General features: G+C 37.9%; 12 protein-coding genes. 7 read left to right on the forward strand and 5 right to left on the reverse strand.

All coding sequences use genetic code 11. The features are described from left to right. Positions 1–59: 59 nt before the first annotated feature. The 4 genes from JAZ75_RS08880 (at position 60) to JAZ75_RS08895 (ending at position 7,933) form a co-directional block, all read left to right on the forward strand. Entirely contained in the window at positions 60–3,518 is a 3,459-nt protein-coding gene (locus JAZ75_RS08880) for a SusC/RagA family TonB-linked outer membrane protein (protein WP_232789391.1), read from the forward strand. A 307-nt stretch (positions 3,519–3,825) separates the two neighbouring features. Next, the gene (locus JAZ75_RS08885; protein ID WP_208701319.1) at positions 3,826–5,328 is read left to right on the forward strand and encodes a SusD/RagB family nutrient-binding outer membrane lipoprotein; all 1,503 of its coding nucleotides are present in this window, start codon (positions 3,826–3,828) and stop codon (positions 5,326–5,328) included. A gap of 18 nt (positions 5,329–5,346) precedes the next feature. After that, entirely contained in the window at positions 5,347–6,240 is an 894-nt protein-coding gene (locus JAZ75_RS08890; RefSeq protein WP_208701321.1) for an alkaline phosphatase, read from the forward strand. Between the two features lie 142 nt (positions 6,241–6,382). Next, positions 6,383–7,933, forward strand: a complete 1,551-nt coding sequence (locus tag JAZ75_RS08895; protein WP_208701323.1) for a sulfatase — start codon at positions 6,383–6,385, stop codon at positions 7,931–7,933. 491 nt (positions 7,934–8,424) lie between these two features. Here the strand turns inward: JAZ75_RS08895 and JAZ75_RS08900 are convergent, their stop codons facing one another. After that, the gene (locus JAZ75_RS08900; RefSeq protein WP_208701325.1) at positions 8,425–9,276 is read right to left on the reverse strand and encodes a hypothetical protein; all 852 of its coding nucleotides are present in this window, start codon (positions 9,274–9,276) and stop codon (positions 8,425–8,427) included. 101 nt (positions 9,277–9,377) lie between these two features. On the opposite strand from JAZ75_RS08900, the gene JAZ75_RS08905 reads away from it, so the two are divergent. The 3 genes from JAZ75_RS08905 (at position 9,378) to JAZ75_RS08915 (ending at position 11,762) form a co-directional block, all read left to right on the forward strand. After that, positions 9,378–9,794, forward strand: a complete 417-nt coding sequence (locus JAZ75_RS08905) for a hypothetical protein (RefSeq protein ID WP_208701327.1) — start codon at positions 9,378–9,380, stop codon at positions 9,792–9,794. Between the two features lie 139 nt (positions 9,795–9,933). Then, complete coding sequence (locus JAZ75_RS08910) at positions 9,934–10,326, forward strand: hypothetical protein (RefSeq protein WP_208701329.1); 393 nt, start codon at positions 9,934–9,936, stop codon at positions 10,324–10,326. 215 nt (positions 10,327–10,541) lie between these two features. Further along, positions 10,542–11,762: a hypothetical protein gene (locus JAZ75_RS08915; RefSeq protein ID WP_208701331.1), complete on the forward strand. Its 1,221-nt coding sequence runs from the start codon at positions 10,542–10,544 to the stop codon at positions 11,760–11,762. A gap of 60 nt (positions 11,763–11,822) precedes the next feature. On the opposite strand, the gene lipB is transcribed toward JAZ75_RS08915, so the two are convergent. From lipB to JAZ75_RS08935, 4 genes are all read right to left on the reverse strand, one after another. Continuing rightward, a complete protein-coding gene (gene lipB / locus JAZ75_RS08920; RefSeq protein WP_021191966.1) occupies positions 11,823–12,521 on the reverse strand; it encodes a lipoyl(octanoyl) transferase LipB in 699 nt (232 codons plus the stop codon). A 112-nt stretch (positions 12,522–12,633) separates the two neighbouring features. Next, complete coding sequence (hflX, locus tag JAZ75_RS08925) at positions 12,634–13,821, reverse strand: GTPase HflX (protein WP_208701333.1); 1,188 nt, start codon at positions 13,819–13,821, stop codon at positions 12,634–12,636. A 226-nt stretch (positions 13,822–14,047) separates the two neighbouring features. After that, positions 14,048–16,153, reverse strand: a complete 2,106-nt coding sequence (gene recG, locus JAZ75_RS08930; protein WP_208701335.1) for an ATP-dependent DNA helicase RecG — start codon at positions 16,151–16,153, stop codon at positions 14,048–14,050. A 197-nt stretch (positions 16,154–16,350) separates the two neighbouring features. Continuing rightward, positions 16,351–18,018: a RagB/SusD family nutrient uptake outer membrane protein gene (locus JAZ75_RS08935; protein ID WP_208701337.1), complete on the reverse strand. Its 1,668-nt coding sequence runs from the start codon at positions 18,016–18,018 to the stop codon at positions 16,351–16,353. Positions 18,019–18,021 lie beyond the last annotated feature (3 nt).

Genomic DNA, 18,021 nt, shown 5'->3' on the forward strand with positions numbered 1-18,021 from the left:
AATGTGCATAGGCGTAACACTATTAAGTCTCTAAATCTTAAACCATTAAACCTATACAAATGTATAAAAATAATCGCGCATATCCTTCGTGGTGCGGTAATGAACTATTTAAGTTCCTGTTTATGTTAAAGTTGATAATATTAACTTCTATTCTTTCGATGTCACAGGTCAGTGCCCGTGTGCTGGCACAGCATGTATCGATCAATGTGAAGAATAAAACCCTGAAAGAGATCTTCAGTCAGGTTAGTAAAAATTCTGGCTATCATTTTTTATATCTGGAGGAAGACATCCGACATAAGAAGCCAGTATCCTTAGATCTCAAAAATGTGTCTGTTGATAAACTTTTGGAGAAGACCCTCTCAGGACAATCTCTCGCTTATATCATTAGAGGAAACCGCATCATCATTGAGAAAGTGGAACCACTAAATGTTAAAGAAAAAGAGATCCTGATCCAAAAAAGGGAAATATCTGGAGTGGTCACCAACGAAAAAGGAGAACCTATTTCTGGAGCATCCGTAACTGTGAAAGGCGAGCAAACCGGAGGAGTAACTGATGGTGCTGGTTTTTATAAATTTCAAGTCACAGCAGATGCGATATTAGTCTTTTCTTTTGTCGGATATCAAGCAAAGGAGCTAACTGTAGGTAACAGTACGGTGCTGAATGTGACGCTAGATCCACAGGTTAATGCTATCGACGAAATTGTTGTAACAGCATTGGGTATTAAAAAAGAAAAGAAAGCTTTGGGATATGCAGTGCAGGAGGTAAAGGGAGCTGATCTGGTTAAAGCGCGTGAGCCAAATGGTATTGCCGCACTTACCGGTAAAGTAGCAGGACTAACCATCACACCATCCAGCAACCTTTTTGGTGATCCAGGAATCTATCTTCGTGGGCGTAGCGGTGTATTGATCGTGATCGACGGAGTACCGGTAAGTTCAGACTCTTGGAATTTAAGTCCCGATGATATTGCTTCATATTCTGTACTGAAAGGGGCAAGTGCAGCCGCATTGTACGGACAGCGTGGTATCAATGGTGCCTTGGTGATCACTACTAAAAAAGGAGGTAGCACAGGAAAGGGATTTTCTGTCGAATTTAATTCTAGTAATCAGTTGCAGACCGGTTTTAATGCAATACCGAAGGCTCAGACGACATATGGACCGGGAGATAACTTTGAATATGCTTTTAAAGACGGTCGCGGAGGTGGAATCAATGATAATGATTACAATATCTGGGGACCTAAATTTGAAGGACAGCTTATAACACAATACAACAGTCCGGTTGATGAAAAGACCGGTGAACTTATTCCTATCCCATGGTTAGCAAGTGGAAAAGACAATTTGACCAACTTTTTAAGAAATGGATTTTTAACGACCAATAATCTAGCAATAGCAACAAGTAGTGAATTAGGAGAGATCAGAATGTCGATTTCTCAGAATTACCAACGTGGACAAGTCCCAAATACAAGATTAGGAAGTACAAACTTTAATATGTCCGGAGGACTAAATGCAGGTAAAAAACTGCGCTTTGATGCTAATATTAATTATAATAAGCAATACACACCTAATTATCCAGATCTGGGCTATGGTCCGATGAACTTCATCTATCTCATGCAGGTTTGGGGCGGAGCAGATTATGATGTCAACGATCTAAAAAATTATTGGCAACCGGGAAAAGAAGGAATACAACAATATAACCGTGAATATACCATCTATAATAATCCTTGGTTTGTCGTGAATGAAAATCTGAGAAGTTATCACAAAGAAGATATCTATGGACACGCGCAAATGAATTATAAAATCAATGACGCGTTAACATTCAATATGCGTACGAGCGTAAGCAGCTGGAATCGTTTGCGGACAGTCAGATATCCAATATCAGGAGATTTTTATGAACCGTACAGAAGAGTAGGTGGATATTCGGAAACGTTTGATAAATTCTGGGAAAATAACACAGAGGCTTCTTTGAGCTATCAAAATAAATTTGGCGATTTTGGCTTTAAAGGTTCAGCATTTGCAAATTTACGTACAGTAGGTGTAAATAGTTTGACAGGAAGTACACGTGGAGGATTGATTGTTCCCGGAGTCTATGATCTGTCAAACTCCGTTGAACAGTATCTTCCTCAAAATGATCGGTCTATGCGTCAGGTCGGTAGTGTTTACGGTTTTACAGATTTTGATTATAAAAACTTTATTTTCTTAAACTTAACCGGCAGATTCGACCGCTCGTCAACAATGCCAAAAGCAAAGAACACATATTTTTATCCTTCAGCTTCATTAAGTGCAGTTATATCTGAAATGGTTGAGTTACCTAAAGTTTTTTCATTATTGAAACTAAGAGGGGCTTATGCGAATGTTGCCAGTGATCTAGTTTCAGAAAGCGATCCCTACAATATTTATAAATTATTTCCTACCTACAGTGCTTACGGTACAAGATGGGATAACATGGTGGGCGTAGGTTATGGCGGTGTCTTATATAATAACCAGATTTTACCTTCAAGGGTAAAAACGGCGGAATTTGGCTTAGAAACGAGATTATTTAAAGGACGTCTTGGACTAGATGTAGCATATTTTAGAAATATAGAAGGACCAAGTATAGTAGATGTTGCTGTATCAAACAGTTCGGGAGTAACGGGCATTCAAAAAAACGCATATACCTATCTACGCAAGGGGTTTGAAATTACATTAGAAGGTACACCTATTCAGACAACAGATTTTTCATGGAATGTCGTCGCCAATTGGTCAACTAATCATAGATGGCTAAGGGAGATTGACGGCGTATTACAACGTAATGGAATGACCAAATTAGGAGATCGGGTTGATGGTTATTTTATTACGGATTTTCAACGCGACAAAGATGGTCAGATGATTGTCGGAACCGATGGGCTTCCAGCATACAATCCATTTAGTTCTAAAATTGGGTATAGTGACAATAATTTTGTACTGAGCTTGAACAATAGTTTCAAGTATAAAGATTTTGGACTTAGTTTCCAGTTTGATGGACGTTTTGGCGGTTTAATTAGTAATTACGTTGATAGCTACCAATGGAACTCAGGTACAGCTGTTGAATCAGCAAATAATTACAGGGATTTGGACTGGAAAAATAGAGATAATGATGCCTGGAAAGGTTCTATTATGAGCGAAGGTTTAAAAGTCGTAAGCGGACAGTTAAATACAGATCAAGATGGAAATGTCATATCAGATACACGACAGTTTGCGCCAAATGACGTTCCAGTACTCTGGCAGACTTGGGCACGTAACTATTACAGATCGGGAGATATGTTGGCACGTAGCCGAACATTTGTTAAACTGAGAGAAGTAGTATTGAGCTATAATGTCCCAAAAACATTATTGGACGGATCTAAATTCTTTAAAACCGCGAGCGTGTCATTGGTAGGACGAAACCTCTTGTACTTTACAGGTAAAGGAACGAAAAACATGGATCTTGATCAATTCATTGGCGATGCAAGCTTTCAGACACCATCAGTAAAGAGCTTTGGATTGAATATTAATGCAAGCTTTTAGATCAAGGAATCAAAGTTCCTATAAATAATAAGATAATTGCTAACGATCATTTATGGGAACTTTTATCAGCATTTTTGAAAATATGAAATGAAAATATAATAAGATCTTTCAAATAATGAGCAGTAAATCTATGCTAGATAGGTTTATTGTTAAGGGAAAATAAATGGAGTGAAATGAGCTTATCTTATATAAATGAAAACATATTCTTATAAAACAGTACGCTGATGAAATCATTTAAGCATACTGCTTAGAAATAGCAATTATGCCTCTAATAGCTTGATAACAGTTAAAAAATAAATATATTTCAATGAAAAATATTAAAATAACATTACTCTTGATTCTTGTAGCTGCAATCTCTTCTTGTAAAAAGATAGATTCTTTACAGCAGGACTCAGCAGCTATATATAATGCCAAACCGCAACTGATCTTGACAGGCTTACTGTTGAACAGTTCAGATAGCCCCTGGTCTACAGATCAAAGACACAATCAATATATGGTACTCAATTTTGAACTGTATGGAGCCCAATCATACAATTGGACCACCGGTTCTTTTGCTGAGTATGATCAATTGCGAAATGTGGTAAGAATGGAGATAGAGGCAGACAAAGCTGGAGCTGTAGGCGCTCCTTACATAGCACTGGCCAAATTTTTTAGAGCTTATTTCTTTACAAGACTAACGGAAAGATTTGGAGATGTCCCAATGAGTGAAGCCTTACAGGGAACAAGCAACGGAAACTTTGTACCAAAGTACGATAATCAAAAGCAGGTGTATCAGCAAATCTTACAATTGTTGGAGGAGGCAAATACCTTATTGGCACCTTTGGTTACGGAAGGTAAGAAAGTAGAGGGAGACTTTTATTATGGCGGGAATTTGGCAAAATGGCAAAAACTAATCAATTCCTTTAAACTGAGAGTTTTGATGTCGCTAAGTAAAAGAGCCGATGATAATCCTGATCTGAATATTAAGCAACAGTTTGCCGCTATCGTCAATAACCCAGTTAAATACCCGATAGTACTTGATAATGCAGATAACTTCCAGCTCGTATACAATGGTAATAACCGAAATAATAATTATCCTTTATGGCCAGCTGATGGTGTGGTAATCAAGTATGATAATAGAAATACGCTTGCGGCTACTTATGTGAATATTGCGAAGAATACGCAAGATCCTAGACTAATGGTGGTAGCTTGGCCAACAGATTCTGCTAAAAATAGCGGCGATGCGAACTATGTCAAGAAATTTACATCGTACAGAGGTGGTAATACGGGTGATCTGCAATCGACACTGCAGAAACAAACAGTTGATGGAAAACTGTCAATGATCAATTTTGATTATTGGATGGCTTCTCCTTCAGGTGTACCGTGCGTTCAATTAGGAGCATACGAAACACATCTGACAATTGCAGAAGCTATCAATCGAGGTTGGTTGACTGGTGATGCTGCCGAACATTATGGTCTAGGAATTAAAAGTTCAATGCAGTTTTATGGAGTAAAGATTGAAGATATTGAAAAATTTATGCTCATTAATCCATACAAGGGAAACAGCACAGAAGGGTTAAAGCAGATTTTAAATCAAAAGTATATGGCATTTTTTCAAAATTCTGGGCTGGAAGCTTACTACCAGTTTAGAAGAACAGGTATTCCTGTTTTTAATATTGGGCCTTCAAATGCAAATAACAATGCCATACCAACCCGATGGGCATATCCTACATCTGAATATACGGTGAACGAGAAAAACATTAAAGACGCTATCGCAAGTCAATTTGGCGGTGCCGATACGCAAAATGGTATCATGTGGAAAACTAAGTAATTAAAATATATACAAATAATGAAAAGAATATCAATACAGGTGTTGTTGCTCTTAATATGCACATTCACTGCAGCGGCACAGTTTAAAAAAGTAAAGCATATTGTTGTTATTGGATGCGATGGTCTAGGCGCTTATGCCATACCAAATGCAGAAATGCCAAATGTAAAACAATTAATGGCAACTGGTGCTTGGAGTTTAAAAGCAAGAACGGTGCTGCCTTCATCCAGTGCGGTCAATTGGGCATCTATGTTAATGGGTAGTTCACCGACGATGCATGGTTATACAGAATGGGGAAGTCAGGAGCCAGAAATTCCATCTATAGTTAAGCATGAGAAGTATAATAAATTTCCTTCTATCTTCAGTGTGATCCGCGATCAAAAGCCCAAAGCGGTTACTGCAGCTGTGTATAGCTGGCCCGGTATTGGGTATCTGATCGAAAAAGATGCGATAACACATGTTTTACCAGCAGACGATAATGAAGATGTTTGTACAGAGAAAGCTGTTAATGTGATTCTGCAAGACAAACCTTTATTTACATTTGTGCATTTTAGTGAGCCAGATTATACAGGGCACGGCAAAGGACACAGAACGGAGGCATATTACGATATGCTGAAAAAAGTTGATGTACGCATTGGGAAAATAATTGATGCGGTTAAAAAAGCAGGTATTGCCGATGAAACCATTATCATGGTAACAGCAGATCATGGCGGCAAAGATAAAGGTCATGGCGGAAAATCTTTGGATGAAGTACAGGTACCTTGGATTATGAGCGGACCAGGTATTAAAAAGAATACCGAACTGAAAAGCACGATTATAACTTATGATACTGCTGCAACTTTGGCTACGATCCTTGGACTTGAGCAACCTCAGTCCTGGAGAGGAAAGGCAGTAAATGAAGCTTTTGCTAAATAATGATCTTTTAGAAGATATCTCCATTACTAGGCTAAATTAATAGTAACAGGAAGCCCTCTGATCTGCTCAGGGGGCTTTTGTATTTAAGAATCAATTTGATTAAAGAATAATACTTTGTAAATTAGAGCATATAAATCTAAACATGCTATTTAAAAAATCAACCTTCCTCCTGTTATTATTTTCTTGTGCAATCGGAAGTGGCGAAGTTCATGCCCAAACGAAAGAACGACCGAATATTATCGTATTTATTGTAGATGATATGGGATGGGAAGATACTTCGGTTCCTTTTTGGAAAGAAAAAACGCCGTTGAACAATTTTTATCAGACACCGAATATGGAACGTCTGGCCAGTCAAGGGATGAAATTTACACAGGCTTATGCCAGTAGTGTCTGTTCTCCAAGCCGTGTAAGTTTAATGAGTGGCATGAATGCCGCACGGCATCGGGTGACCAATTGGACATTAAACAGAAATGCTTCGGTAGATGCGAAAGATGATGAGTTGGATTTTCCTTTGTGGAACGTAAATGGTATGCAGCCTGTGGATACCATAGAGCGATCTATATTTGTCAATTCCTTGCCCCAACTATTAAAGGAAAACGGATATTTAACCGTTCATGTAGGAAAGGCTCACTTTGGAGCTGTAGGAACACCTGGAGCTGATCCTATAAATCTGGGGTTTGATGTGAATATTGCCGGTCATGCAGCGGGTGGTCCTGGTAGCTTTCTGGGAACAGAAAATTTTGGAAATAATAAAGATGGTACGCCCAAAAGTCCTTGGGGAGTACCGGGATTGGAAGAATATTACGGTCAGGATATCTTCTTGACAGAAGCATTGACGCAAAAAGCACTAAAAGTGTTGAATGACTCATTGTCAAATCAAAAACCCTTCTTTTTGTATATGTCACATTATGCAGTGCACGTACCTTTTAATTCGGATAAGCGGTTTTATCAGAAATATATTGACAAAGGAGCCACGCATGTAGAAGCACAATATGCTTCAATGGTAGAAGGTATGGATAAGAGCCTCGGCGATATGATGGATTTTTTGGAAAGTAAACATTTAACTGAAAATACGATCATCCTCTTTATTTCCGACAATGGTGGTTATGCGATACAGGATCGTGGCAGAACAGGTAAAAAACACAGATGGAATGAACCCTTAAAAAGTGGTAAAGGATCGGCATATGAAGGTGGGATAAGAGTACCTATGCTGGTTAAGTGGCCCGCTGTTGTTAAAGAAAACTCGGTAACGGAATATCCCGTTATAATAGAGGATATATTTCCGACAGTATTGAACATGGCAGGAGTTAAAAAAACAAAAACTGTGCAACACATAGATGGAGAAAATTTTGTTTCCGTATTGAAAGCGAATAAGCAGGTAAACCGTAAATCGGCCATGTATTGGCACTATCCAAATAGCTGGGGCGAGACTGGACCTGGAATAGGTGCAACAAGTACAGTGAGAGACGGTGACTGGAAACTGATCTATTGGCATAAAACGCAGAAAAAAGAACTGTTTAATATCAAGAACGATATCGGAGAAGAGCAAGATCTTGCGATGAATAATCCTAAAATCGTAAAAAGGTTATCAGATAAATTGGGTGCTTATCTTCGAAATGTAGATGCACAGATGCCAATTTTTAAAAATACTAAAGCTATTGTTCCTTATCCAGACGCAGTTTCAGATCGATAGTGGGTCGTAATAAATCTTAGTAAATGATATCTGAAAATAACAAAGCCCTCTAGCATATTTTAGAGGGCTTTTACTTTTTTAGCTATCTAATTTATTCCTGAGTTTAATTTATGGTCCATACATTTTTCTATTCCTCCCACAGCATATATCGTCTGCAGAGCAATGGGGAAGATTAGTAAGTAATGGAGAAATCTCGAATAATCCTTCATTGCATACTTCGGTAAATAGCTAAACTCTCTCTCTGTTAGTTTTTTCCTTTTCATGATTATAATATTGGATTATTATGCTATTGGGTAGCATTAAATAGGCTGTCTGAAAGGCTATATCAAGGGTTGTGTGTTTGTGTTCATTTGCTACATTTTAGTTTGTGTTATTTCTTGTCATATCTTTTTGGTGAGATATGGAGATGAAATGTAACATTGTATTCAGACGCCTTATTATTTATCGATTTTATAACATAATTTTTTCGTTAACTGCTCTGTTTTTTAAGATTATGGCGACTGTAAGGTTTGCTCAATACATGTAGTGTTATCTTCTAAATTGGTTACCGGATCAAGATGATCTACCACTTCCATATTGAGTATTGTTATTTTTTGTGTAGCGTCTTCTTTTAAATTTGCGCCTTTATTTTTTGTTTCCAGTTCTGCTGAATTCATTTCCGACATTTTTTCTTCATCTCGTATATCATGAGGACCGCCTAATGATTCATTTGTTTCATTATTGGATTCCGCTTCTTCATGTTGTTTTCTAGATTGAATATGAACATAGGTAGGAAGAGGAATAGTGATGCCTCCATTCTCATAGATGTAATAAAGTGCGTACGCCAGACGAATGAGAAACTCGCGAATAACGACAATTTTATCACCGAAATGTTCATCGCCGATAGATCTCTTTAAAGTTAGCTGTTCCATCAGGTCATCCATGGTTTTATACCATTTTGGTAAGGGCTGATAAGAGAAAAACTTACGAATCAAATCGTAGGGACTTTTTTTATTATTACAAGTGAATTCAGGTCCATACGAATAGTTGAAGTAATCTTTTCTTGTGTCAAATAATGTTAAGGGATTCTTATGTTTGTGTAGTCCACATTGTTTAAAAATAACATAAGCTATTTCCATCTGCTTAATCATTTGATGGCAATTGTAGCCATTTTCGGAATAACCACCGGTCGACATCGCTGGATAAGCTCCAGTTGTTACAAAGAGATTGATATCGTTTTGCCAGTTAATAATATCAGTTTGCTGTTGGAAAAAATCACGAATGTAGACCATGGGATTTTTGATATTCTTTTTACTTAAATAGCGAAAATGTTTCGCTTTTAGTTTCTTTTGCGTATTTTTCATAATAGAAATTTTGGTTTAAAATGGTTTTAATTATCTTCATAAAACTAATATAGGAACTATTTTAAATCAAAACAAATTATTTTAAGATTAAATTTGCATATATGAGTGATTATTTGAAGAGAATTAAGCTTATTGCTGATCGGGAAGGTATGAGTGTTTCTGCTTTAGAAGCTGCTATTGGGGCCAGTAAAGGCGTTTTCACAAGAGCCCTGAACAATGGTACAGATATTCAATCCAAGTGGCTAATCAGCTTGTTAGAAAATTATCCTGATTATTCAGCAGAATGGTTACTAAGAGGTGAAGGATCGATGTTATGTGCTAAATCAATCGTTAAAGAATTTAATGAGACCTACTTAACTGCCGAGCAAGAAGGCATTAATAATGCTGTGATTAATGCCTTACAGCAAGTAATCGCATCTCAAAATGCAACAATTAAATCCCAGGAAAAGATAATTTCCTTCATGGAGCGACAATTATCAGTTTACGAACAGGAAAATACATCGTCAAAAAAGGAGTAATCCATACGGTGTGATATTTAAGTAGGAATAAAGTAATATTGAAATGGCGTAAAATAACACGCAGAAATAGCGAGTTAAGAGGTTATAATGATGAGAGCGCTGTATTGCATCATAAAGTATAGGTTAAAAAAGAGAAATCATGTCGGGAGTTAAGGAACGTGTACTATTAATTGCGGAAAGTAAGGGGATCAGCAAAGCTATTTTTTTTGAAGGCTTGGGATTTTCTTATGCTAACTTTAAAGGCGTTCAAAAATTTTCAGCACTTAGTTCGGATGCAATGATAGCTATCTTAACTAAATATAATGATATATGTCCAACCTGGTTACTGATGGGTACAGGTGAAATGTATAGGAACAGTAACGGTGATGAAAGGGGGCCCCTTGAGCATTCCAAGCAGCGCCCAGATGATAATGCAATTAAGATGGACGAGGCAATGAATAAAGTCATCAATGCTTTGGAACAGACGATAAGAACACAAGAGAAGACAATTCTTGCCCTTGAAAAGCAAATTGGTTTCTTGGAAAAGGTATAGTATCGGGTATCATTGCACCTGCTTCTATAGATTAGGCCGATCTTGCCTCAAGAAAATTTGTATAGAACAATATTTCGTTATTATAATTTAAAAAATAACGGATTCTAGTGATTTTATTGCCGTGGTTTTCGTTTATTTTTGTCTCATGGAGGTAAACTGTCGAATAGAAGAATTATCATTCCTAAGATCTTTTAGTAATTAATAATACCATATTTATGTTAGGAAGACTATATCGTTTGTTTGCTGTGTTACTTTGTTTTACAACACTTGATGCTGTTGCTCAATCAGCCGGTGATCGTCCTGTTTACACTTCAGAATGGGGGCATCTCTATCGAACCGAAAATAACAAAACGGATTTGCTGGGGATATTTCCGACAGAAGCTCCTGTATATGTTCTGGACTCTACAAAAACACAATATAAAGTGCAGGTAAGTAACGGCGATATTGGGTTTATAATGAAGCAACCTCTCCAACGGGCAATGTTTGGCAAGCGATCAGCAGGTGAACCTGCGCAATATTTTTATCGGGGTACACAAGGAAGTCAATGTCCTCATTTTTTTGTTCAGGTATCGGAATTACGGGTACGTAAAGCTCCAGATGTATCAAGTACTGCAGTAAGAAGAGCAAGACTCAATGAGCTGATCTGTATCGATTACTTTCCGCTTTACACGGACGGTTGGGTATATGTGGGTGATCACTTTCATGAAAGACCGGAATTTATTCAGGCAAAATTTTTAGGTGCGGAATTGACCTATGATAAAGTGCTAAAAGACTACCTCAAAGTAAAAGGTAAGGATCAAAAACAGGAAATTTTATGGGTAGGAAGACTCCGGGAAATTGCCTGGACCGATGATAAAAAATTAAAACAGGCATTGACATTTTGGAAAGAGTCATTTGAAAATGCTGGATTACAGGACCCGAAAGTTGATATTGATTTTGAATTGTATTTGGCAGATCGGTTTCAAGTTCGTCCGGCATTCGATGTGGTGGAGCAGCAGGTGACATCTTTACGGATGCATTTCGATTGGAAGGGATTGCTTCTTTATGATGGGAAGATAACAGAAAGTCAGATGAAGCAACTTCAAATGCAAAAAGTATCGGTTATTCCGGATATGCCCGAATGCGGTTGGGAACCTGTATATTATTATCGATCTGATAATAATATCGTGGCATTTGAAGAAAATGTAAAGGGGAAAGTTTTTGGCTCTGTATATCAGGCTACCCTTAGCAATGAGCTTGCCTTGTGGATGGGAGAGGAGCGCATCGATATGAATTATGATGAAAAGGAATTTGTGAAACATTTTGGACATCTGGTTTCGACCGACTGGATCGGTGCCCCGCATGTTTATCGAATTCCCGATGGTGACGCAGGCCTATTTATGATCACTTTTGAAAATGGAAAAGCTGTCCGTTATGAATGTATGTTTTATTGTTAGAAAAGTCAATTAAGGATAAAATAAAAAAGGACCTGCAGCTTTTGTAAGTCCTTTTTTATTTTAAACCAGTTCCATAGCGAAGAGATTGGCGATATGCCCTTTTAGCTTATCTTTTACCTCGTTAATATTGGGTTTATAGCCCAGTTCTCGCTCCATAGAGGTAACATCTTTGTCGTCAATACCACAGGGTACAATATTTCCAAAATAGCTTAGATCGGCATTTACATTGAATGCAAATCCATGCATGGTTACCCATCGGCTTGCTCGGACACCCATCGCGCAGATTTTCCGTGCCTTTTCGTTGTCCCCATCGATCCAGACACCCGTAAAACTTGGGTATCTTCCTGCCTGAATTCCATAATCATTTAGCGTTAGGATAATCGCCTCTTCTAACGTGCGTAGATAAAGATGAATATCGGTAAAGAAATTATCTAAATCCAAAATTGGGTATCCAACGATCTGACCAGGACCATGGTAGGTAATATCACCGCCACGGTTGATCTTATAGTAGGTTGCTTCTTTCTCTTCGAGCGCCTTTTCATCCAATAAAAGATGTTCAGGTTTCCCAGATTTCCCTAAGGTATACACATGAGGGTGCTCGTTGAAAATTAAAAAGTTTTCCGTTGGAAGTTCTGTACTGTTAACACGGTTTTCATGTTTTACAGCTAAGGTTTTATTAAAAATCTCTTCTTGTCTATCCCAGGCTTCTTGATAGTCAACCAAGCCCCAATCGATAAAGGTTACTTTTTTATTTTGCATAGTGATGTGGCTATATGCGTTTTAGCCCAGTTTGAAATGATTAAAGCACGCTTGATTTTACATCGGGTATACTCTGTCTTTCAAGCGTACTTTAAGTACTTATAAATTCGGATTAGTAAAGCAAATTATTATAAGGATATCTTTCACGGTGAATTTCCACAATGATATCGTATAATTTTTGTTTAAATTCCTCTAAGTTTGTTTTATTTGTAGCTGAAATGAAGATTGCTGGATCAGCATTCTTGGCCATCCAGCTGTTTTCAAAATCTTCCAATGTTACTGTTTTTTCACCTTCTTCACCCTCTTCAACTGTCGGTACATAAGCATCAATTTTATTGAATACCGTAATGATCGGTTTATCTAAAGCTCCAATATCTTTCAATGTCTCATTAACAGCGATGATATGATCTTCAAAATTTGGGTGTGAAATATCGACCGCATGAATCAACACATCCGCTTCTCTGACCTCGTCTAATGTTGATTTAAAACATTCAACTAAATGATGGGGAAGTTTACGGATAAAACCTACAGTATCGGATAATAAGAAGGGTAAATTATCAATCACCACTTTACGAACGGTTGTATCTAATGTTGCAAATAATTTGTTTTCAATCAAAACATCCGATTTTGAAATCATGTTCATGATGGTTGATTTCCCGACATTGGTATAGCCGACTAAAGCAACACGTATCATTTCACCCCGATTTTTACGTTGTGTTTCATTCTGTTTGTCAATCAGTTCAAGACGTTCTTTTAAAACAGTTATTTTATTTAAAATAATACGTCTATCAGTTTCAATCTGACTTTCACCAGGACCACGCATACCGATACCACCACGTTGGCGTTCCAAGTGGGTCCATAATCTTGTCAACCTGGGTAATAAATACTGTAATTGTGCTAATTCAACTTGTGTTTTTGCTTGCGCACTTTTAGCGTGGCTTGCAAAAATATCTAAAATTAAATTTGATCTGTCTAATATCTTAACTTGAAGCTCACGTTCGATATTACGTAATTGAGAAGGAGATAATTCATCATCAAAAACGACCATATCTATTTCTTCTGCGATTACAAAAGCTTTAATATCTTCCAATTTTCCTGCCCCTACATAGGTGGAGCGATCTGGATAAGTTAATTTTTGTGTAATAATACCTTTTGTTATCCCGCCTGCAGTTTGAACTAAAAATTCTAATTCTTCAAGATACTCGTGTGCTTTTTCCTCGCTTAATCCCTGAGGAATTACACTCACGAGTAAAGCTGTTTCGGGTCTTACTGCGGTGTCGTATATTTTGATTTTTGCCATTGTTTTCTATTCTAATTTTGTATTGCTTATTAAGATTTTGCATGAGTAAGCCAAGGGGCACTGCAAAAAGACGTGAAAATGATGTGACGTCATAGTACGATGACTCAATAATAATACAAAGATAATCGTTTTTAGTTTAATTGTTTTATGCCAAAAGCGGATCCTATAATTTTATTAAAGAAGCTTACAGACTAATGCATAATGGAATAGGAGTGAGATAAGTACTTTATGAGATCTTATCCCATGCAATACCGTCCGTTTTTCTAGCGAGGTATTGTCTGAGTGATGCATGACGTTCTTCTGTCATTTCTGGATCTTGCTTGAAGATATCAATAACAGAATTTCGGGCTTCTGACAGAAGCTGTTGGTCTGTTGCAAGGTTGGCCAGTTTTAATTCCAGTACACCAGATTGCTGCGTACCTGAAATATCGCCCGGACCACGAAGTTCTAAATCAACTTCTGCGATTTCGAATCCATCATTTGTTCGTACCATAGTATTCAATCGCAACTTCCCTTCCTTGCTTAACTTATTACTTGACATTAAGATACAGAATGATTGCTCTGCACCACGACCAACCCGTCCTCTCAATTGATGGAGCTGTGATAAACCAAATCGTTCCGAGTTTTCAATAATCATGACAGAAGCATTGGGAACATTAACACCGACTTCAATTACGGTTGTTGCAACCATAATCTGGGTTTCATGTTTCACAAAACGTTGCATCTCAAAATCCTTATCTTTGACAGGCATCTTGCCATGGACAATACTGATTTTAAATTCAGGAAGCGGAAATTCACGTTGGATATTTTCTAGACCTGCTTCTAAGTATAATAAGTCTAGTTTCTCACTTTCCTTGATCAGTGGAAATACAACATACACCTGTCTCCCCTTTGCTATTTCTTCACGGATAAGACCAAACATGCGCAATCTGGAGCTCTCGAAAAAATGAACTGTCTTAATCGGTTTTCTTCCCGCAGGGAGTTCGTCGATAACCGAAATGTCCAAATCGCCATACATAGTCATTGCCAAAGTACGCGGAATAGGGGTAGCGGTCATCACGAGCATATGTGGAGGAATGCTATTTTTACGCCAAAGCTTAGCGCGCTGTTCAACTCCAAATCGGTGTTGTTCGTCAATAACAACAAAACCTAAATTCTTAAATTTGACTTTATCTTCAATTAAGGCATGGGTTCCTATCAGGATATCCAAAGTGCCATTTTCCAATTCTTCATGAATGATACGGCGTTGCTTAGTACTCGTAGAGCCTGTTAACAATTTAATATTGCAGATACCCTCTCCCAGTAACTCTTTTAGCCCCGTATAGTGTTGGGTTGCTAATATTTCTGTTGGAGCCATCATGCAAGCTTGAAAACCGTTGTCTATGGCCAAAAGCATAGTTAAAAGTGCAACCACTGTTTTCCCAGATCCTACATCGCCCTGCACCAAACGATTCATTTGTGCGCCGGTAACAGTATCCTGTCGGATCTCTTTGACGACACGTTTCTGTGCGTTGGTCAACGGAAAAGGAATTCGTTCTTTGAAAAAGGTATTGAATTTGTCGCCGACTTTAGAGAAAATCTGTCCCCTGAATTTTTTAGTATTGAGCTGTTTATTTTTTAGTAATTTGAGCTGAATATAGAATAATTCTTCAAATTTGATACGTTTTATGGCCTGCGTCAGTTCCTCTTGACTCTGTGGAAAATGAATTGCAACAGTGGCTCTGGCTTGGTCCATCAATTGATGCTTGGCCAATAAATAAGCAGGTAGCTGTTCAGTGAGTTGACGAAATACGGTTTCTAAAGCAGTCTGCTGTAATTTTTGAATCCCTTTACTGTCTAAGTTGAACTTCTTCAGTTTCTCAGTGGAAGAATATACAGGTTGCAAGGTCATGTTACCCAAGTTTTTTACCTGAGCTTGATAAGGTTCCATTTCGGGATGTGTGATCGATATCTGTCCATTAAATACAGATGGTTTGCCATAGAGCACATAGGCGGAACCTACTTTTAATGATTTCTGTAACCAGGTGATCGATTGGAACCATACCAGTTCGATGCTCCCTGTCTCATCTTTGAATTGTCCAACCAAACGTTTTGCTCTTTTTTCACCAACTTCTTTAAGCCCAATAAGTCTCCCTAATACTTGCGCCGAATACATATCGGCATCCAGTTGTCTTATTTTATGAAATACGGTACGGTCAATATAGCGAAAAGGGTAATAACTGAGCAGGTCACCAATGGTGAAAATCTGCAATTCTTTTTTAATTACATCAGCTTTCTGAGGGCCTACGCCTTTCAGATATTCTATTGGGGTTATTAAAGATAAATCAGCCATTCTTCTACTTTGCTAATTTAAGGATTTTACTTAAAAATTTAGCAAAATACTATAGATGATTGCTAAAGTTGTTGTATCGGTTAATTAAAAAGGAGTATTTAGTCCGGTGATGTGGTATCAGATATTTTTTCCGCATATTAATAAAAAAGGCTGCCCCTTTATTGAAGAGGCAGCCTTTAAATAGGATAAGATGTTGATTAAAAATTTCCTTTATTCACATCCCACCATAGACGTGTACCACCGTTATCAGCACCGCCAAGTAATGAAATGGCATTTTGTACCTCAGCTGCATTCGTGTTGTACTCATTTTGTGGAAATGGTAAACGACGGATCTGAATCTTAGTGTCAATAAGACCAGCGCTATTATTCACCGCAACAGGGAATAATTTTGGATATCCGGTTCTACGGAACTCACTCCAGGCTTCTTGTCCTTCTGGGAAGATCGCTAACCATTTTTGTGTAATAATACGTTCCAACTTTTCTTCATTAGAGGCTGCATCATTCCATTGAATAGTTAAGTTAGTTGGTGCAGCTGCATTATTGCTTGCATTGAATGGATCAACGTAAGCAGCAGCTTTACTCGTATTGTCTTGTAAATAGGCCGATAAACCACTTACGCCCCATTGTGCAAAAGAGGTCTCAACACCTTTTTCATAAAGTGATTTTGCTGTTCCACCAACATTTGCCCAACCTCTCAATGCGCCTTCAGCACGTAAAAAATAGACTTCAGCAGCAGTCATTAAAATTGGGGCAGTAGTTGCTGTGAATGACGGCGTACTTCCTCCCGTATTAAGCGCTGATAACATCTGGTATTTGTCTTTTTCAATACCTGCTGCACCTGTACGGATACCAATGTATTTGCCCGCGAAGCCGGTTGTCTGTTTGTCAACTGGTACTGGCTCCATATATTTGGAAATACGTGGATCACCGTAACCTGTCATGTATGACTGTAAAGAAGCATTCATACGGGTATCTGCCCAATTCTTTGAAATAAACCAAAGGGGATTGCTGAATGTACCGTCTGTAGGAACTTTTACTTTGAAGTTTTCACTATTCGCTTCAATAATGCCACCATTTGCTGGATCTAACGCTTTCTCTGCTTGTGCTTTTGCTAGTTGAGGGTCAACTTTTACAATACGCACAGCAAGACGCAAGCGAAGTGAGTTCGCTAATTTTAACCAATTCTTAAAACGTGTCTGATTATCCAAATTCGGATAAACTAAATCGATCTCTTCAATTTTGTCGGTCATTGGACTTTGAGCATTAAACGACTTTAAAGCCTCCGTCGCTTCATCCAATTCCTTGAAAAAAGCAGTGTAAAGATCAGCTTGCTTATCATAAGGAATATCTCCAGATGTGCCTACTTTGCTATATGGAATAGGTCCGTAAATATCAGTTACACGATTAGCAGCAGCTACCTTAATTACTTTTGCGGCTCCGCCAAGTGCTGGATAGTTTTTATCCAATCCATTTTTTTGTAGTTTATCAATAGATTTGATCACATCAAGGTAAAGTACTTTAAAGGGTTCACCATTCCAGCCATTTACCATAGCGTAATTCAGGTTATTTTGACCGCTATTGAAAGGTGTAGGGGACATGAAATAACCAGAGAATACGTCTGCATTCAGATTTTGTTGAAGTTGATATGAATTTGGATCACCACCTCCAGAAAAATTGTAGATGGCCATCTGTGCTGTTTTGAAGAATAGTACTAAATCTTTTCCATCGGCAGCCAGGTCTTCATCTGTCAGGCCGTTGTTGTTTTTGTTATATTCTTCGAAGTTTTTTGTACAGCTGCTCATGGCACTTCCAAGTACCACAAAAGCTAACATCAACTTACTTATGTTTTTGAAATTGTATTTCATCGT

This window comes from Sphingobacterium sp. UDSM-2020, assembly GCF_016132525.1.
Classification (GTDB): domain Bacteria; phylum Bacteroidota; class Bacteroidia; order Sphingobacteriales; family Sphingobacteriaceae; genus Sphingobacterium; species Sphingobacterium anhuiense.